This is a genomic window from Pseudomonas sp. R43(2017) (assembly GCF_002112345.1).
Classification (GTDB): Bacteria; Pseudomonadota; Gammaproteobacteria; order Pseudomonadales; family Pseudomonadaceae; genus Aquipseudomonas; species Aquipseudomonas kribbensis.
This window is the reverse complement of the sequence record NZ_NEHJ01000004.1, coordinates 465,473-484,091: the sequence shown is the minus strand read 5'-3', so window position 1 is coordinate 484,091 and position 18,619 is coordinate 465,473. Positions and strand designations below refer to the sequence as shown.

At 61.3% G+C, this 18,619-nt stretch carries 15 protein-coding genes and 1 pseudogene; 11 read left to right on the top strand and 5 right to left on the bottom strand.

What is annotated here, in order from left to right; genetic code table 11:
* Positions 1-102: 102 nt before the first annotated feature.
* Positions 103-2,841, bottom strand: a complete 2,739-nt coding sequence (gene secA, locus CAG02_RS14100) for a preprotein translocase subunit SecA (protein WP_085709609.1) — start codon at positions 2,839-2,841, stop codon at positions 103-105.
* A gap of 307 nt (positions 2,842-3,148) precedes the next feature.
* Here secA and CAG02_RS14095 point away from each other — a divergent pair, with 307 nt between their 5' ends.
* On the top strand, positions 3,149-3,604 hold the full coding sequence (locus tag CAG02_RS14095; RefSeq protein ID WP_085709608.1) for a DUF721 domain-containing protein: 456 nt from the start codon (positions 3,149-3,151) through the stop codon (positions 3,602-3,604).
* A gap of 22 nt (positions 3,605-3,626) precedes the next feature.
* On the opposite strand, the gene CAG02_RS14090 is transcribed toward CAG02_RS14095, so the two are convergent.
* Positions 3,627-5,114 (bottom strand): helicase HerA-like domain-containing protein, encoded by a 1,488-nt coding sequence (locus CAG02_RS14090; RefSeq protein ID WP_085709744.1) that lies wholly within the window; start codon positions 5,112-5,114, stop codon positions 3,627-3,629.
* A gap of 188 nt (positions 5,115-5,302) precedes the next feature.
* Between CAG02_RS14090 and CAG02_RS30205 the strand changes: the two are divergent.
* The 3 genes and pseudogenes from CAG02_RS30205 to CAG02_RS14080 all read left to right on the top strand — a co-directional run.
* A pseudogene (locus CAG02_RS30205) lies at positions 5,303-6,334 on the top strand (cache domain-containing protein); the annotation flags it as partial.
* A gap of 93 nt (positions 6,335-6,427) precedes the next feature.
* The gene (locus CAG02_RS30200) at positions 6,428-7,192 is read left to right on the top strand and encodes a methyl-accepting chemotaxis protein (RefSeq protein ID WP_371320922.1); all 765 of its coding nucleotides are present in this window, start codon (positions 6,428-6,430) and stop codon (positions 7,190-7,192) included.
* A 188-nt stretch (positions 7,193-7,380) separates the two neighbouring features.
* Complete coding sequence (locus tag CAG02_RS14080; protein WP_085709606.1) at positions 7,381-8,376, top strand: lysylphosphatidylglycerol synthase transmembrane domain-containing protein; 996 nt, start codon at positions 7,381-7,383, stop codon at positions 8,374-8,376.
* Here the strand turns inward: CAG02_RS14080 and CAG02_RS14075 are convergent.
* Complete coding sequence (locus CAG02_RS14075) at positions 8,345-8,539, bottom strand: hypothetical protein (RefSeq protein WP_085709605.1); 195 nt, start codon at positions 8,537-8,539, stop codon at positions 8,345-8,347. The genes CAG02_RS14080 and CAG02_RS14075 overlap by 32 nt on opposite strands.
* An 86-nt stretch (positions 8,540-8,625) precedes the next feature.
* Positions 8,626-9,474: a formyltetrahydrofolate deformylase gene (gene purU / locus CAG02_RS14070; RefSeq protein ID WP_007912774.1), complete on the bottom strand. Its 849-nt coding sequence runs from the start codon at positions 9,472-9,474 to the stop codon at positions 8,626-8,628.
* A gap of 337 nt (positions 9,475-9,811) precedes the next feature.
* On the opposite strand from purU, the gene mvaT reads away from it, so the two are divergent.
* Positions 9,812-10,189 carry a histone-like nucleoid-structuring protein MvaT gene (mvaT, locus tag CAG02_RS14065; protein ID WP_046054737.1) on the top strand — a complete coding sequence of 126 codons (378 nt, stop codon included), beginning with the start codon at positions 9,812-9,814 and terminating at the stop codon, positions 10,187-10,189.
* 100 nt (positions 10,190-10,289) lie between these two features.
* Here the strand turns inward: mvaT and sbcB are convergent, their stop codons facing one another.
* Positions 10,290-11,720, bottom strand: a complete 1,431-nt coding sequence (gene sbcB / locus CAG02_RS14060; protein WP_085709604.1) for an exodeoxyribonuclease I — start codon at positions 11,718-11,720, stop codon at positions 10,290-10,292.
* 180 nt (positions 11,721-11,900) lie between these two features.
* Here sbcB and CAG02_RS14055 point away from each other — a divergent pair, with 180 nt between their 5' ends.
* Genes CAG02_RS14055 through CAG02_RS14030 form a run of 6 tightly spaced genes read left to right on the top strand, consistent with a single transcriptional unit; the run spans position 11,901 to position 18,617 of the window.
* On the top strand, positions 11,901-12,626 hold the full coding sequence (locus CAG02_RS14055) for an RDD family protein (RefSeq protein WP_085709603.1): 726 nt from the start codon (positions 11,901-11,903) through the stop codon (positions 12,624-12,626).
* On the top strand, positions 12,623-13,600 hold the full coding sequence (locus CAG02_RS14050) for a stage II sporulation protein M (RefSeq protein ID WP_085709602.1): 978 nt from the start codon (positions 12,623-12,625) through the stop codon (positions 13,598-13,600). The genes CAG02_RS14055 and CAG02_RS14050 overlap by 4 nt, the downstream gene beginning before the upstream one ends.
* On the top strand, positions 13,587-15,131 hold the full coding sequence (locus CAG02_RS14045; protein WP_085709601.1) for a DUF4129 domain-containing protein: 1,545 nt from the start codon (positions 13,587-13,589) through the stop codon (positions 15,129-15,131). Before CAG02_RS14050 ends, CAG02_RS14045 begins: the two co-directional genes overlap by 14 nt.
* Complete coding sequence (locus CAG02_RS14040; RefSeq protein ID WP_085709600.1) at positions 15,128-16,291, top strand: DUF4350 domain-containing protein; 1,164 nt, start codon at positions 15,128-15,130, stop codon at positions 16,289-16,291. The genes CAG02_RS14045 and CAG02_RS14040 overlap by 4 nt, the downstream gene beginning before the upstream one ends.
* A complete protein-coding gene (locus CAG02_RS14035) occupies positions 16,288-17,289 on the top strand; it encodes a MoxR family ATPase (RefSeq protein WP_085709599.1) in 1,002 nt (333 codons plus the stop codon). Before CAG02_RS14040 ends, CAG02_RS14035 begins: the two co-directional genes overlap by 4 nt.
* Positions 17,286-18,617, top strand: a complete 1,332-nt coding sequence (locus CAG02_RS14030; RefSeq protein WP_085709598.1) for a DUF58 domain-containing protein — start codon at positions 17,286-17,288, stop codon at positions 18,615-18,617. Before CAG02_RS14035 ends, CAG02_RS14030 begins: the two co-directional genes overlap by 4 nt.
* Positions 18,618-18,619 lie beyond the last annotated feature (2 nt).

Below are 18,619 nucleotides of genomic sequence, written 5' to 3'. Positions count from 1 at the left end.
GATGTCAGCACCGCCAAGCGTAGTGGCGGTGGTGTAAATGGCAAAACGCCGCGACGGCTGGTGCCGGTCGCGGCGCGGGTATTTCAGCGATTGAAACGGGTTTTACTGGATCTGCCCGTGGCAATGCTTGAATTTCTTGCCCGAACCGCAGTAGCACAGTTCGTTGCGGCCCAGCTTCTGCTCGTTGCGAACCGGTGCGGTGGCCAGGGCCACATCGACCTCTTCACCGACCAGTGCTTCCGGCTGCTCCAGACCCGGGGCTTCGGCGTGTTCGAACTGCATGCGAGCGGCCAGCGCCTCGGCTTCCTGACGCAGACGCGCCTCTTCCTCGGCCGGATCTTCGCGACGCACCTGAACGTGCGACAGCACACGGATCGAGTCGCGCTTGATCGAATCCAGCAGCTCGGAGAACAGCGTGAAGGACTCGCGCTTGTATTCCTGCTTCGGGTTCTTCTGCGCATAACCACGCAGGTGGATGCCGTGACGCAGGTGATCCATGGTCGACAGGTGGTCTTTCCACAGGTCGTCCAGCACGCGCAGCACGATTTGCTTCTCGAAGGAGCGCAGTGCGTCGGCACCGGCCTGGTCTTCTTTCTCGTTGTACGCGGCGATCAGCTCGTTCATCAGCTTCTCGCGCAGGGTTTCTTCGTACAGGTGATCGTCTTCGTCGAGCCATTGCTGGATCGGCAGCTTCACGCCGAAGTCGCTGGCAATCGCGGCTTCCAGACCGGCCACGTCCCACTGCTCAGGCAGCGATTGTGGCGGAATGTGTGCGCTGACGGTGGCGTTCAGGACGTCCTGACGGAAATCAGCGATGGTTTCGCCGATGTTGTCCGCGGCCAGCAACGTGTTGCGCATGTGATAGATCACTTTACGCTGCTCGTTGTTGACGTCGTCGAATTCCAGCAGTTGTTTGCGGATGTCGAAGTTGCGACCTTCAACCTTGCGCTGGGCCTTCTCGATGGCGTTGGTCACCATGCGGTGCTCGATCGCTTCGCCAGGCTGCATGCCCAGGGCCTTCATGAAGTTCTTCACCCGGTCGGAGGCGAAGATGCGCATCAGGCTGTCTTCCAGCGACAGGTAGAAGCGGCTGGAACCGGCGTCGCCCTGACGGCCGGCACGGCCACGCAGCTGGTTGTCGATACGACGGGATTCGTGACGCTCGGACGCGATCACCTGCAGACCGCCGGACTCCAGCACTTGCTGGTGACGCTTCTGCCAGTCGGCCTTGATCTGCGCGATCTGCTCAGGGGTCGGGTTTTCCAGCGACGCGACTTCAACTTCCCAGTTGCCGCCCAACAGGATGTCGGTACCACGACCGGCCATGTTGGTGGCGATGGTCAGGGCGCCCGGACGACCGGCCTGTGCAATGATTTCAGCTTCTTTTTCGTGGAACTTGGCGTTCAGAACCTTGTGTTCGATGCCTTCCTTCACGAGCAATGCGGACATGTGCTCGGAAGTTTCGATGGTCGCAGTACCCACCAGCACCGGACGGCCGGCCGCCATGCTTTCCTTGATGTCGTTGACGATCGCCGCGTATTTCTCTTCGGCGGTCAGGAACACCAGGTCGTTGTAGTCCTTACGGGCCAACGGCTTGTTGGTCGGGATCACGATGACCGGCAGGTTGTAGATCTGGTGGAATTCGAACGCTTCGGTGTCTGCAGTACCGGTCATGCCGGACAGTTTTTCGTACAGACGGAAGTAGTTCTGGAACGTGGTCGAAGCCAGGGTCTGACTTTCGGCCTGGATGTTCAGGTTTTCCTTGGCCTCGATGGCCTGGTGCAGGCCTTCGGACAGACGACGGCCCGGCATGGTACGACCGGTGTGTTCGTCGACCAGTACGACCTGACCGTCCTGCACGATGTATTCGACGTTGCGGTTGAACAGCTTGTGCGCACGCAGGCCGGCGTAGACGTGAGTCAGCAGGCTCAGGTTGTGCGCCGAGTACAGGCTCTCGCCCTCGGCCAGCAGACCGATGCTGGTCAACTGGTCTTCGATGAACTGGTGACCGGCTTCGTTGAGTTCGACCTGACGGGTCTTCTCGTCGACGGTGAAGTGGCCTTCCTGGGTGACTTCGCCTTCGACTTCTTCGACGTGCAGCTTGAGTTTCGGGATCAGCTTGTTGATCTCGATGTACAGCTTGGAGCTGTCCTCGGCCTGACCGGAAATGATCAGCGGAGTACGCGCTTCGTCGATGAGGATGGAGTCGACTTCGTCGATCACGGCAAAGTTGAGTTCGCGCTGGAATTTCTCTTCCATGCTGAACGCCATGTTGTCGCGCAGGTAGTCGAAACCGAATTCGTTGTTGGTGCCGTAGGTGATGTCGGCGGCGTAGGCGGCACGCTTCTCTTCCGGCGGCTGGAACGGCGTCACGATGCCGACGGTCAGGCCGAGGAATTCGTACAGCGGACGCATCCAGTTGGCGTCACGGCGGGCCAGGTAATCGTTCACGGTCACAACGTGCACGCCCTTGCCGGACAGTGCGTTGAGGTAAACGCCCAGGGTACCCACCAGGGTCTTGCCTTCACCGGTACGCATTTCGGCGATCCGGCCTTCATGCAGCGTCATGCCGCCGATCAGCTGGACGTCGAAGTGGCGCATGCCCATGACGCGCTTGCCGGCTTCGCGGGCGACCGCAAAGGCTTCCGGCAACAGCTTGTCGAGGGTCTCCCCCTTGGCAATGCGGTCCTTGAACTCTGCGGTCTTGGCGCGCAGTTGATCGTCCGAGAGGGCGACCATCTTCTCTTCGAAGGCATTGACGAGCTGCACCGTCTTGAGCATGCGTTTGACTTCACGCTCGTTCTTGCTTCCAAAAAGTTTCTTTAACAAAGGCGCAAACATATCGGCAGGATCTTCCACACTAAAGGGATGGAGGGCGGCCCCGTGAGTCGCCCGTGCAGCCCTCATGGCCGCATGCGAACGAGCATTCTACCCGGAAACGGTGGTGAGGAAAGTGGCGATATTCCACGATGCTGGCACTGCGCTTTGACGGGGCTCACTTAAAATAGGGGCGTTTTGCTCAACTTCAAGCCGTTGGCGGCAGAAGTTAGTCGTTGATTTAATGGGCAAAGCAGGGACAAAAGCAATGGGCGAGTGAAATGGGGCCCATCTGCTACCATGGCGCCTTTGCAACTTCAGGTGTTGGATCATGGCATTTCGCCCTCTTACAGCCAGAGCGCCCGCCGTTCTGCTACGCGAAGCCAGGCCGTTGAAAGCCATCCTCGGCCATGCTCAACGCCTGGCCCATCTGCAGCGCCTGCTCGACAGCCAGCTGCAACCCGCCGCACGCGAGCACTGCCATGTGGCCAAGTGGCGCGAAGGCGAACTGTCGCTGGTGGTCACCGACGGTCATTGGGCCACGCGCCTGCGTTACCAGCAAAAACGCCTGCTGCGGCAATTGCAGATGTTCGACGAGTTCGCCGGTCTGACGCGGATCAAGTTCTCGGTGCGACCACCTGTCATTCAGCCAAGAGCAGCCGGGCACACGATGGATCTGTCGACGGATGCCGCAGCGACCATCCAATCCACCGCCGACGGGATCAGCGATCCGAGCCTGCGGGCGGCGCTGGAGCGACTGGCAGCGCACGCCAAGGCCAAATCCTGACCCTGGCGCGCCCGCTCAGGTCCTAGCGGCGCTTGCTGCCACCGAGCAAAGATCCCATCAATCCCCGCACCAACTGCCGGCCCAACTGGTTCGCCGCCTGCCGCATTGCCGACTTCAACGCCTGCCCCGCCGCTGTCCCGAGGAACTCTCCGGCCTTGTCCGCCAGGCTTGGCTCTTCAGGCGCCGGTTTGCCAGGTATTGCCTCGGCTTCAGGCCCCAGGTTCTTGCGCCCGGTGAGGATTTCATAAGCCGACTCGCGGTCGATCGGCTTGTCATAACGGCCCTTGAACGGCGACCCGGCAATCAGCATCGTGCGTTCGGTCTCGGTCAACGGCCCGATCCGCGATTGCGGCGGCGCCACCAGCACGCGCTGGACCATTTCCGGGGTGCCCTTTTCCTGCAAGGTGCCGACCAGCGCCTCACCAATCCCGAGTTCGGTCAACACCGACAACGTATCGAACGCCGGATTCGGCCGGAAACCGTCCGCCACCGCCCGCAGGGATTTTTGCTCCTTGGCGGTGAACGCCCGCAGACCGTGCTGCACGCGCAACCCGAGTTGCGCCAGCACGTTGTCCGGCAGATCGCCCGGTGACTGGGTGACGAAATACACTCCGACGCCCTTGGAACGGATCAGCCGCACCACTTGTTCCAGACGTTCCTGCAAGGCCTTGGGCGTATCACCGAACAGCAAGTGCGCTTCGTCGAAGAACAGCGCCAGCAACGGTTTGTCGGCATCGCCCCGCTCCGGCAGTTGCTCGAACAGCTCGGCGAGCAGCCATAGCAGAAACGTCGCGTAGACCTTCGGTGCTTCATGCACCAGACGACTGGCATCGAGCAAATGAATGCGCCCGCGACCGTCGGCGGCCGGTTGCAGGATGTCTTCCAGTTGCAGCGCCGGTTCGCCGAACAAGGCTTCGGCACCCTGCTGCTCAAGAATGGCCAGACGCCGCAACAGCGCCTGACTGGAGCCGGTGGTGAACAGCGCCGCGTCGTCGCCGAGCAGTTGCGGGTTGTCCTTGAGGTGATTGAGCAATGCTTTCAGGTCCTTCAGATCCAGCAGCAACAGCCCTTCACGGTCCGCGACTTTGAACGCTGCGTACAGCGCCGACTGCTGGCTGTCGGTCAGTTCCAGCAACGCACCGATCAATAACGGTCCCATTTCACTCAGGGTAGTGCGCAACGGATGACCGGACTCGCCGTGAATGTCCCACAAGGTCACGGGATAGGCCTGAGGTTTGTAGTTGAGCCACGGCATGCCGGCGATGCGCTCGGCGACCTTGCCCTGGGGGTTGCCGGCAGCGCCGAGGCCGCACAGGTCACCCTTGATGTCGGCGGCGAACACCGCGACCCCGGCGTCGCTGAAGGCTTCGGCCAGACGCTGCAAAGTGACGGTCTTGCCGGTACCGGTCGCCCCGGCCACCAGTCCGTGACGGTTGGCCAGGCGCATCGCCTGGGCGATCGGTTGCCCGGCGAGGTCGGCACCGATAACGAGTTGCGAGGAGTCAGGCATTTGGTCACCCAATAGTTAATCTTTGTCGAGCATGGCCGATAGAGAGGAGTGAGAGACCCGATCAAAAGTCCGGTCTGAGATTTCCCTAAGGAGAGACGGAAATATCAGTGAGCTTTCACCCCTGCCCATATTGCGCGCCTTTATAAAAGCACGCCCTGGACATTAAGACCTTAGCGGAACCCCAAGCCATGAACAAAAATCTACGCTTCAGCCATAAAATCTTGCTTGCCGCCGCCCTCATCGTCATTGCCGCCTTCGCCTCGTTCACGCTGTACAACGACTGGCTGCAACGCAATGCAATCCGCGACGACTTGAACAACTACCTCAACGAGATGGGCGAGGTCACTGCCGACAACATCCAGACCTGGCTCAGCGGGCGCATCCTGCTGATCGAGAACGCGGCACAGAACATTGCGATCAACCCCGAGCCGTCCGCCGTCGCCAGCCTGCTGGAACAGAAAGCCCTGACGTCGACCTTCATGGCGTCCTACCTCGGCGACGCCACCGGGCACTTCACCATTCGTCCGGATGCGAAGATGCCGGACGGTTTCGATCCGCGGGTCCGCCCTTGGTATAAAGGTGCCGAAAGCAGCAGCACCTCGACCCTGACCGAACCGTACATCGACGCGGCCACCGGCCAGACCATCATTTCCATCGCCACCGCCGCGAAAAAGGCCGGCCAGAGCGTCGGCGTGGTGGGCGGTGACCTGAGCCTGCAAACCCTGATCGACACCCTCAGCGCCCGGGACTTCTCCGGCATGGGCTACGCGTTCCTGGTCAGCGCCGACGGCAAGATTCTGGTGCACCCGGACAAGGCCCTGGTGATGAAATCGCTCAAGGAAGCCTATCCGCAGGACACCCCGCGCATCAGCAGCGATTTCAGTGAAATCACTGTCGACGGCAAGACCCGCATCGTCACCTTCGCCCCGATCAAGGGCCTGCCGTCGGTGAACTGGTACATCGGCCTGTCGGTGGACAAGGACAAAGCCTTCTCGATGCTCAGCCAGTTCCGCACCTCGGCCGTGATCGCGACCGTGATTGCCGTGGCGATCATCATCGCCCTGCTCGGCATGCTGATCCGCATCCTGATCCAGCCGCTGCACGTCATGACCCGCGCCATGGAAGACATCGCCGACGGCGAAGGCGACCTGACCAAACGCCTGACCATCCAGAACCAGGACGAATTCGGCGTGCTGGGAACTGCATTCAACCGCTTCGTCGAGCGGATTCACGGTTCGATCCGCGAAGTGTCGTCCGCCACCGGGCAAGTCAACGAAGTCGCACTGCGTGTGGTCGCGGCGTCCAATTCGTCGATGTACAACTCCGACCAGCAAGCGTCGCGTACCAACAGTGTGGCTGCTGCGATCAACCAGCTCGGCGCCGCCGCCCAGGAAATCGCCCGCAACGCCGCACAGGCCTCGACCCAGGCCAGCGACGCCCGTGGCCTGGCCGAAGACGGCCAGCAAGTGGTGGATCGCAGCATCAAGGCGATGAATCAGTTGTCGAGCATGCTCAGCGCGTCCAGCAGCAACATCGAATCGCTGAACAGCAAGACCGTGAATATCGGCCAGATTCTCGAAGTGATCACCAGCATTTCCCAGCAGACCAACCTGCTGGCGCTCAACGCCGCCATCGAAGCGGCGCGGGCCGGTGAAGCCGGTCGCGGTTTTGCGGTGGTGGCGGACGAGGTGCGCAACCTCGCTCACCGCACCCAGGAATCGGCGCAGCAGGTGCAGACCATGATCGAGGAGCTGCAAGTCGGCGCCCGCGAATCGGTCAGCACCATGAGCGACAGCCAGCGCCACAGTCAGGACAGCGTGGAAATCGCCAACCTCGCCGGCGAGCGCCTGAACAGCGTGACCCAGCGCATCGGCGAGATCGACGGGATGAACCAGTCGGTGGCCACCGCGACCGAGGAACAGACCGCCGTGGTCGAGTCGATCAACGTCGATATCACCGAGATCAATACGCTGAACCAGGAAGGCGTCGAGAACCTGCAGGCGACCCTGCGTGCCTGTTCCGATCTGGAACAGCAGGCTTCGCGCCTGAAGCAACTGGTCGGCAGCTTCCGCATTTAAACCCATCCCCCGAATGTCTTCGCGGGTCAGTCCGCGAAGACATCTCACCTCCCGCAAACCTCCCCCACCGCACATCCCGACCGAACATCTATTCTGGAGTAAGGTCAACACGGGACATCAACAAGCGAAGGGGCGTTCACTGTGCATATCGCTGAAATCACGCTGGCACTCCAACACAGACTTCACGCATGAGTCGCGGCATTCTGTTGCTGATCGGTCTGCTGGCGGCGGTGCTGATCCCTTCTTTACTGGGTGGCGGAGAAACCTGGACCCGGCTGCAAGCCTTTCCTCTGCACTGGCTGTCGATCCTGCTGGCCATGGTTCTGCTGTGCTGGGGCATCAATACGTTGCGCTTGCGCCTGCTGCTCGGCGATCAGCGTGAACGGGTCACGCCGCTGAAGAGCCTTGGCGTGGTCATGGCCGCCGAATTCGCCTGGTGCGCCACGCCTGGCGGCACTGGCGGGCCGTTGACGATCATGGCGCTGCTGGCCCGCAACGGGGTGCGCCCGGCCCGGGGCAGCGCGGTGTTTGCGATGGATCAGCTGAGCGACCTGCTGTTCTTCCTGTGTGCGTTGGGCGGGATTTTGATTTATGCGCTGTTCCAGCATCTGAGCGACCGAATGGAATGGCTGCTGATCGTCAGCGCCATTTCGTTGTTCGGCGGGTTATTCGGTTGTGTGTTGGTGGCGCGTTATCACCGGATGCTGATTCGCTGGAGTGGCCGGCTGCTGGCGCGCATGAACGTGCAACCCGCCACGCGATGGCGCTGGGCGCGCAAGCTGCTGCATTTTCTGGCGGCGTTCACCGATGCTTTGAAACTGCCGCGACAAACGCTGTTCAAGGTGTTTGCCCTGACGTGCGTGCATTGGTCACTGCGTTACAGCGTGCTGTATCTGGCTCTGCGGGGGCTGGGGGTGGACGTGCAGTGGGCCTGGACGTTTCTGATTCAGATGCTTTCGCTGGGGGCGGGACAGTTCAGCCTGCTGCCGGGTGGGGCCGGGGCGGCGGAACTGACGTCGGCGGCGCTGCTGGCGCCCATGGTGGGAGCATCGACCGCTGCGGCGGCGATCCTGATCTGGCGGGCGATGACGTTTTACTTCTACTTGCTGGTCGGCGGGCCGATTTTCCTGCTGATGCTCGGGCGACCGCTGCTCAGGAAGCTGATGAAGGTGCGCCAGGCTTGACGTCGTCGGGTTTCTTTTCGTTGAGCTGCTCCCACAACGCGGCGGCGTCGGGGAAGTCCGTGCCATCCTCCGGGCTCAGGTCATCCGGGTCATAGCGGCTCAGGCAGCCCTCGCCCAAAGTGGCGGGCGCTTTGGAGGTGGCTTTGTCCAGTGGATCGCTCATGGGGCGTTTTCTCCGGGGGCTGAAACAAAAAAGGGCCTGAAGCGATTGAACGCCCAGGCCCTTGGTTTTTCAACCGAAAGGTTCGATCAGAACACGACGGTCTTGTTGCCGTGCACCAGCACGCGGTCTTCCAGGTGATAACGCAGGCCACGGGCCAGCACCATCTTCTCGACGTCACGGCCGAAACGCACCATGTCTTCGATGCTGTCGCTGTGGCTGACGCGCACTACGTCCTGCTCGATGATCGGGCCGGCATCCAGCTCTTCGGTCACGTAGTGGCAGGTGGCGCCGATCAGCTTCACACCGCGCAGCGAGGCCTGGTGATACGGCTTGGCACCGACGAACGACGGCAGGAAGCTGTGGTGAATGTTGATGACCTTGTGCGCGTATTCGCGGCACATGTCCGGCGGCAGGATCTGCATGTAGCGCGCCAGCACCACCACTTCGGCGTCGTGCTGCTTGACCAGGCGCGACACTTCGTCGAAGGCCGGTTGCTTGTCCTGCGGATTGACCGGGACGTGGTAATAAGGAATGCCGTGCCACTCGACCATGCTGCGCAGGTCGTCGTGGTTGGAAATCACGCAGGAGATCTCGCAATCGAGCTCATCGCTGTGCCAGCGGTGCAGCAGGTCGGCCAGGCAGTGGGACTCACGGCTGGCCATCAGCACCACGCGTTTTTTCTGCTCGGTGTCGGTAATGCGCCAGTCCATCGAGAACTCTTCGGCGATCGGTGCAAACTTCTCGCGCAACACCTCGATACCGAAAGGCAGGGAATCGGCACGGATTTCGTGACGCATGAAGAACCAGCCGACCTGATTGTCCGAGTGGTGGCTCGCTTCGGTGATCCAGCCATTGTGGGCCGCCAGAAAGTTACTGACTTTGGCAACGATGCCAACGCGGTCCGGGCAAGAAATCACCAGCCGAAAAGTGCGCATGAGGGGGAAACTCCAGAACTTCGCAAAGGCGGACATTCTAGCGACTACGCCGCAAAACTGCAGTATCGATGAGCCTTGGGCCCCGCCAGGCCTCGCCGCAGCTTTTTTGACGTGGGCAATCGTCAGGATGATGGCGCGGCAATAGCCCTGCACCAACCGGTCTCTGTGAATATCTGTGAAGACTGCATCACATTATTTAACTGAATATTCAATTCAGGGCTTTTCAACGTAACTAATCCAAATAAAAAGCCCGGTTAAATGTTTACTTGATGAAACAGCCTGACTATTATTGCCGCACTGTCCCCTGCCATCGCGCACTCCCAATAAGGTAGTAATCATGTCCTTGATCAACGAATATCGTGCCACCGAAGAAGCCATCAAAGAGCTGCAAGCCCGTTTGAAGAACCTGTCGCAAGACGACAAACTGCAAGCCGAGCTGGAATTCGAAGGCAAACTGCGCACCCTGATGGGCGAATACTCCAAGTCCCTGCGTGACATCATCGCGCTGCTGGATCCAGAGTCCAAAACCAAGGCCCCACGTGGCGGCGCAGTAAAAACTACCGGCACCAAGCGTGCACGCAAAGTTAAACAATACAAAAACCCGCACAACGGCGAAGTCATCGAAACCAAAGGTGGCAACCACAAGACTCTTAAAGAGTGGAAAGCCAAGTGGGGCGGTGACGTGGTTGAAGGCTGGGCTACCCTGCTGGGCTAAGCCGCAACCCTTGTCGCAGACCCGTCCGCGACACAAAAAAACGCCAGCATCCGCTGGCGTTTTTTTATGCCCGCCGTTCAGGCAACGGACATGTTCGATTTCAAAGATTCAAACGTTTGCGCAATGCCTGGACATAACTCTGCCATTCATCCAGCACCTCGCGCTGTAATGGCGAGGCACTAAGCAACCATTGCTCCGCGGCCTCTGTAAAAGATTGCAAGGTATTAGGGGCACCCCATTCAGGCTCGGACAAGCGCTGCCGACAAAAGATTTGCCAGCGTTCTTGCTCTTCGAAATTCAACGTATCCGGAAAGTTACGTGCGCGATATCGAAACAACAATTCAGGCAAACGTTCGTCATCGAACGGCCATTGCTCTCGCGCCAATTGCACAGGATCCACCGTCCTCACTTGCTCACATAAACGACGATCACGATCACCGATAAATCCGTCGTACAACTGTTGTTCGGGATCGTCACTCGGGGTGAAATCTTCGCTCGCATAAATCGCCGAGACTTTATCTTTCCAAACTTGTTGTGCGTCACTTAGTCGCAATGCGCGCGCCTGATACAGCGCCATGTCCAGACCCAGACGCTGCTGATCTTCAGTCCTCAACACCGACAACGGCGCCACCACCGGGCACTTGTTGATGTGGATGAGTTTGAGCGGCACCGGCAATTCGCCTTCGGCCAGATCGTCACGGCGGGTATACAGGCGCTGGCGCAAAGTCTGCGCATCCAGATCCAGCAGGCCCTGTGGATCGAGATGCAGATCACAGACAATCAGCGCGTTCTTGTTGCGTGGATGCCAGGCCAGCGGCAGCACCACACCGACAAAACTGCGCGCCGCCGAGAAGCGTCCGGAAATGTGCACCATCGGCTGCAGCAGGCGAATCTGGTCCATGACCTTCTGCTTGCTGCGCAGCTGGAACAGCCAGTCATACAACTTGGGTTGCTTCTCGCGGATCAACCGGGCCAGGGCGATGGTGGCGCGCACGTCCGACAGCGCCTCGTGGGCATTGCCGTGATCGATGCCGTTGGCGGCAGTCAGGCGTTCGAGCTTGAGCGTGACCTTGCCTTCGTCATCGGTAGGCCAGACCAGCCCGTCGGGACGCAACGCATAAGCGGCGCGCACCACATCGATCAGATCCCAGCGGCTGTTGCCGCCCTGCCATTCACGGGCATAAGGATCGAAAAAGTTGCGGTACAGGCTGTAACGAGTCATCTCGTCATCGAAACGCAAGGTGTTGTACCCCGCGCCGCAGGTACCGGGAGCCGCGAGCTGGGCGTGGACCCGGGTCATGAAATCGGCTTCGCTCAAACCTTGTTCGGCAAGACGGCTCGGGGTGATGCCGGTGATTGCGCAGGCCGCCGGGTGCGGCAGGATGTCTTCGCTGGGCTGGCAGTAAAGATTGACCGGTTCGTCGATTTCGTTGAGATCGTGGTCGGTGCGAATCCCGGCCACCTGCAACGGTCGGTCGCATCGCGGATTGATGCCGGTGGTTTCGTAGTCGTACCAGAAGATGGAAGTCACGGGCGGTTCCTGAACTGAAGATCGGCAAAGTCTAGGCGTTCGACTGCCGTCGCGGCCAGCACCGCATCATTCAGTCACCTTTGGTTGAACGATGTGAATGACATAGTTATGTCGTTTTCCCCCGAGAGGCTGCTAGCATCGGATTCACTCGCATCCCGATCCGGCAACATCAGGTAACCCATGCTCGAGACCACAGCACCGCCAAGGAAAGCAACGCTGGCCCCGCCGCTGGACACACGGCACCAGGTCGAAACGCCGGAAGGCATCGACCTGCCGCTGCGTCCCGCCGGCCTGATGGTGCGTGCCGTGGCGTTCACCATCGACTTGGTTTTGCGCGGGCTGATCCTGGGGCTGCTGTTCATGTTGCTGGCGCTGCTCGGCAAACTCGGCATTGGCCTGGGATCGCTGCTGCTGTTCGCGGTGAGCTGGTGGTACATGGTGCTGTTCGAAGTGCTGCGTCAGGGCCGCTCGCCGGGCAAGCAATGGATGGGCCTGCGGGTGGTGCACGACGATGGCACGCCGGTGGGCTGGTCGGCCTCCTTGCTGCGTAATCTGCTGCGTTTCGTTGACCTGATGCCGTTCGGCTATTTCCTTGGCGCCATCAGTTGCCTGCAACACCCGACCTTCAAACGCCTCGGCGACATCGCTGCCGGCACGCTGGTGATCTACAGCGAACGCCCGCTCAAGCGCCCTCAGTTGCCCGATGCCGAACCTCGCCGCTCACCGATCCCGCTGACCCTGACGGAACAACGGGCCCTGCTCGCTTTCGCCGAGCGTCAGGGTGAACTGTCGACGGCGCGGGTCAATGAGCTCGCTGCACTGCTCGCCCAGCCGCTGCACATCAGCGCGCCGAAAGCCGTCGGTGAACTCAACGGCATCGCCCGTGGCCTGTTGGGGCCGACATGAAGCAAAGCCTTTTCGAAACCCGCCACAAGGCCGAATGGGAGCGCTTCACCCTCGCCCTCGAACGTCTGGAGCGCGGCAAGGACACTTCGCAGGTGGCTGAATTTCCCAAGGCCTACCGGCGACTCTGCCAGCATCTGGCCCTGGCACAGGAGCGTGGCTACAGCAGTTTCCTCGTCGACTCCTTGCAACAGTTGGTGCTGCGCGGCCACCAACAGCTTTACCGTCATCGCAGTCAGCTCGGCGCCAACCTGCTGGGCTTCATCCTGGCCGGATTTCCACGGCTGGTACGCGCTGAATGGCGCTTCGTGCTGGCCGCCGGGCTGCTGTTCTTCGGCAGCCTGATCGGTTTCGGATTGCTGGTGTACCTGTACCCGGAGCTGGTCTACAACCTGATTCCCGCCGATCAGGTGCGCGAGATGCAGAGCATGTACGACCCCGCCGCCGGCCACCTCGGGCGCTCTGCCGAACGCGCCGCCAGCGAAGACTGGGTGATGTTCGGCTACTACATCATGCACAACATCGGCATTGCCTTTCAGACCTTCGCCAGCGGTTTGCTGCTGGGGGTGGGCAGCGCGTTTTTCCTGTTTTACAACGGCTTGATCATCGGCACCGTGGCCGGGCACCTGAGTGAAATCGGCTACAGCCAGACCTTCTGGTCCTTCGTCATCGGGCACGGTGCATTCGAACTCACGGCCATTGCCCTGGCCGGGGCGGCGGGACTGAAACTGGGTTGGGCGTTGATCGCGCCGGGTCGCCTGACACGCGGCGAGGCCTTGAGACATGCCGCGCGCCAGAGTGTTTTGCTGATCTGCGGGGTGATGCTGTTCCTGTTGATCGCCGCGTTTATCGAGGCGTACTGGTCGTCACGCACCGGGGTCACGCCGCAGACCAAATACCTGGTCGGTGCCGGGCTCTGGCTCTGCGTGGCGACATATCTGCTGTTCGCCGGAAGGACCCGCCATGCGCCTGAGTGACGCCACCGTGGTGATCCGCCCGCGCAGCACCTGGGAAGCCATGGACCTGGGCGTGCGCATGAGCCAGCAGCACCGGCGTCTGTTGATGACCAGTTGGGCCATCGTCACCCTTCCGTTGTTTGCTGTTCTGAGCCTGTTGCTGTGGGATTCGCCGTCGCTCGCGGTGTTCATCTTCTGGTGGCTGAAACCGGCGTACGAACGCTTGCCGCTGTACATCCTGTCCAAAGCCCTGTTCGGCGAAACGCCCACGCTGAAACAGGCATTGCACCAATGGCCAAAACTGCTCAAACCTCAACTGCTGGCGAGTCTGACCTGGCGACGCCTGAGCTTCAGCCGCAGTTTCCTGATGCCGGTGGTGCAACTCGAAAGCCTGGGCGGCCTTGCACGCCAGCAGCGTTTGCGAGTGCTGCTGCAGCGCAATGCCGGCGCGGCCCAGTGGCTGACGATCATCGGCGTCCATCTGGAAACGGCGCTGTGGATCGGCCTGATGGTGCTGTTCTATTTACTCCTGCCGCAACAGGTCGAAACCGATTGGGACTGGCAAAGCCTGATCTTCGCCGCCGACCACCAATGGCGCTGGCTCGAGCACCTGACCAATGCTTTCTATGCCCTGATACTGGTGATCTGGGAACCGGTCTACGTCGCCTGCGGTTTCAGCCTTTACCTGAACCGACGCACTGTGCTCGAAGCCTGGGACATCGAACTGGTGTTCCGCCGCTTGCGCCAACGACTGAACAGCAGCGCACTCGGTTTGCTGCTGGTGATCTGTCTGCTGCTGCCGGGAATGCCCTCGGTATGGGCCGCCGACCCTGCCACCGCCCCGGATGCGCCCCGACTCCTGAATCAGCCACTGACCAGCCAGGCATCCCGCGACAGCATCAAGACCTTGCTGGAACAACCGCCGTTCAAGAACAAGGAAACCGTCACCCGTTATCGCTTCGGCGAAGATCCTGCCACCACCGAAAAGTCCAAGGACAGCAAAGCCCCACAATGGCTGAAAACCCTGCTGGGCTGGCTCAATGGTCAACACCTCAACGGGCTGGCCAAGGCGATTGAAGTGTTGCTGTGGGCCGTGGTGATCGGGGCGCTCGGATGGTTGATCTGGCGCTACCGCGAGTTTCTGCAAACGTTCGTCAGCCGTCGCCCGCGATTGCCCGAGCGGATAAAACGCCCCGTGCCACAACAAGCCTTCGGCCTCGACCTGAGCAAGGAAACCCTGCCCGACGACATCGCCGCCAGCGCCGAACAGCTCTGGCAGACCCAGCCCCGAGCGGCGCTCGGTCTGTTGTATCGGGCGCTGCTCAGTCACCTGCTGCACGACTTCAACCTGCCCCTGAAACCGGCCGACACCGAAAGCGAAGTACTGGCGCGGATCGAACATTTGCAGCGTCCCGACCTGCTCGCCTACAGCCGTCATCTCACCGGCCACTGGCAGAACATGGCCTACGGGCATCGCATACCGGCGGCGCATCTGCAACAGGAACTGTGTGATGGCTGGCGGTCCCTGTTCGGCCATGGAGCTGCCCGTTGAACCGGCGCGCACTCTGGCTGATCGGCGCATTGATTGTTGCCTTGTTGGGTGTGCTGGGCGTTTATCTGTACCAAAAGGCCACGCCTTACCAGGCCGTGGTCGATCACGGCCCTTCCCCCGCCGCGCAAGCCAATCCTTATCTGGCAGCGGAGATGTTTCTACGCAGTCACGGGATAACCGTCGACCATGCCGAGAGCCTCGCCGTGCTGCCCGAAATCGATCCTCGACGACACACGCTGCTGCTGTTCAACGACCGTTCAAAAATGACGCCGCGTCAGGTCGATCAGGTCTTGAACTGGGCCCGGGCCGGCGGACGACTGGTGTTCGTCGCCGAGTCGCTGTGGGATGAAAAGACCGGCCAGAGCAACGACCTGCTGCTCGACCGCGTGCAGCTGCATCAGTCCCTGAGCAAGGATCTGAAAGACCCGCCGCCGGATGCCGACGACGATCCCTGGCCCAATCTGACCAAGCTCTATCTGGAAGACGAAGACGCGCCCGCCTACGCCGGGTTCGACACCGCGTTCCACCTCGACGACCCGAAAAACCTCGCCCAGGCCTGGGCCAACAGCGCCCGCGCCACGCACATGATGCAACTGCCCTACGGCGTCGGCACGATCACTGTGGTCACCGATGCCGAACTGTGGAAAACCCCGGCCATCGCCCGACACGACAATGCCTGGCTGCTCTGGTACCTGAGCGCCGACACCGCCGTGACGCTGCTGTACAACACCGAACACGACGGTTTGCTGACCTTGCTCTGGCGCTATTTCCCGCAGGCCATCGTCGCCCTGTTGGCGCTGATCGGTCTGTGGCTGTGGCATGTCGGCGTGCGTCACGGGCCGGTGCAGGCTCCTGCCCCGAGCGGTCGTCGTCAGTTGATGGAACACCTGCGCGCCAGTGCCGATTTCATTCTGCGTCACAACGGTCAACAGACCTTGCTGCAAGCCTTGCAGCAGGACGTCTTGCGCCGCGCCCGTCATCGTCACCCCGGTTTCGACCAACTGAACGTCGCCGAACAGTGGCTGGCCCTGTCACGCCTGACCCGCCAGCCGACCCGTGCCATCAGCCAGGCCCTGAGCCCGGCACCGAAGCGGCGTATGTCCAGCGCCGAATTCTGCCGTCAGGTCGCCCACCTGCAAGCCTTGAGGAACTCGCTATGACCGAACACATCGAACCCGGCTCGCCCAGCCACGCGGCCCAGCAACGCCACCGAGCCAGTCAGTTGGCCCAAGCGGTACGCGGTGAATTGCAGAAGGCGCTGATCGGCCAGAACCCGGTGATCGACGACGTGCTGACCGCACTGATCGCCGGCGGCCATGTGCTGCTCGAAGGCGTTCCCGGCCTCGGCAAAACCCTGCTGGTACGCGCCCTGGCCAAATGCTTCGGCGGCGAGTTCGCGCGCATCCAGTTCACCCCGGACCTGATGCCCAGCGACGTCACCGGCCACGCGGTCTACGACCTGCAAACCGAACAATTCAAACTGCGCAAAGGCCCGCTGTTCACCAACCTGCTGCTGGCCGACGAGATCAACCGCGCCCCGGCCAAGACCCAAGCCGCACTGCTCGAAGCGATGCAGGAACGTCAGGTCACCCTCGAAGGCCGCGCCCTGCCGATTGCCCAGCCGTTCATGGTGCTAGCCACGCAAAACCCGATCGAACAGGAAGGCACTTACCCCCTGCCCGAAGCCGAGCTCGACCGCTTCATGCTCAAGGTGCGCATGGATTACCCCGACGCCGATCAGGAGCTGGACATGGTGCGCCAGGTCAGCCGCTCGACCCGCGCCGACATGCTCGATGTGCAGCCGCTGCGCACGGTGTTGCAGGCCAAGGACGTGCAGGCCCTGCAACGCATCGCCAGCGATCTGCCGCTGGACGATCAGGTGCTCGACTACGCCGTGCGCCTCGCTCGCAGCACACGCACCTGGCCGGGGCTGAGCCTCGGCGCCGGGCCACGCGCCTCCATTGCACTTGTGCGTTGCGCCCGCGCCAGGGCCCTGTTGCGCGGCGGCGAATTCGTGATTCCCGACGACATCAAGGGTTGCGCACTGGCGGTGTTGCGCCATCGCGTGCGCCTCGCACCGGAGCTGGATATCGAAGGGCTGCAAGTCGATCAAGTCCTTCAACAACTGCTCGACCAAGTACCGGCGCCGCGCCTGTGAAACCCTCGCGCCTGCTGTTGATCTGGCTGGCGATCCTGCTGGCCATCGGCATAGTGCTGGGCACGTTGCAGGCGCTGGACGTCGAGGTGCCATCGAGCCTGTTGTCGATCAACTGGGGATTGCTGCTGGCGCTGTTTGCGCTGAGCCTGCTGGACGCGCTGCGCCTCAGGCGCCTGCCCTCGCCCCGCGTGCAACGACAGATGCCCGGCAGCCTGGCATTAGGTCGCTGGAGTGAAATCCGGCTGGAAGTCGAACACGATTTCGAGCAGCCACTGACCATTCAACTCTTCGACCACGTACCCGATGGCCTGAGCTTTGAAAACCTGCCACTCGACACCGAGCTGCAACCCGGCCAGCGCAGCCTGATCGGCTATCGCCTGCGCCCGCTCAAACGCGGCCACTTCACCTTTGGCACCTGCGAACTCAACCTGCCGAGTCCCTTCGGCCTGTGGTCCGGCAAACGCCTGCTGAACCTCACCGACCACACCCGCGTCTACCCCGACTTCGCCCGCCTCTACGGCGGCCAGTTGCTGGCGGTGGACAACTGGCTCAGCCAGCTTGGCGTACGCCAGCGCCAACGCCGTGGCCAGGGGATGGAATTCCATCAGTTGCGGGAGTTTCGCGAAGGCGACAGCCTGCGCCAGATCGACTGGAAAGCCACCGCCCGCCATCGCACACCGATTGCCCGGGAGTACGAAGACGAGCGGGATCAGCAGATCATCTTCATGCTCGATTGCGGGCGACAGATGCGCAGTCAGGATGGGGAGCTGTCGCATTTTGATCATGCGTTGAATGCGTGTTTGCTGTTGAGTTATGTGGCGTTGCGGCAGGGGGATGCGGTGGGACTGATGACCTTTGCCAGTGATCAGCCGCGGTTTATTGCGCCGGTCAAAGGTGCGGGGCAGCTCAAGGTGCTGCTCAACGGTGTTTACGATCTGGAGAGCACGCAACGTTCGGCAGATTATCCGGCGGCGGTGAATCAGTTGCTGGCGAGGCAGAGGCGTCGGGCGCTGGTGGTGTTGGTGACCAATTTGCGGGATGAGGATGACGAAGAACTGCTGACTGCCATGACTCAACTGGGCAAGCAACATCGCGTACTCGTCGCAAGCCTGTACGAAGTCAGGCTCGGAGACGTGCGACTGACTCCGGTCCAATCGCTGACGGATGCATTGGCCTATTGCGCAACGGTGGACTACTTAAATGACAAGACAAGACTCCATGAGCAGTTGAGGACTCACGGAGTACCAATCATCAATGCACGGCCCTCGGAACTGGGAGCCGAGTTGGTGACACGATATCTGGCCTGGAAAAAAAGCGAGGCCCTGTGACT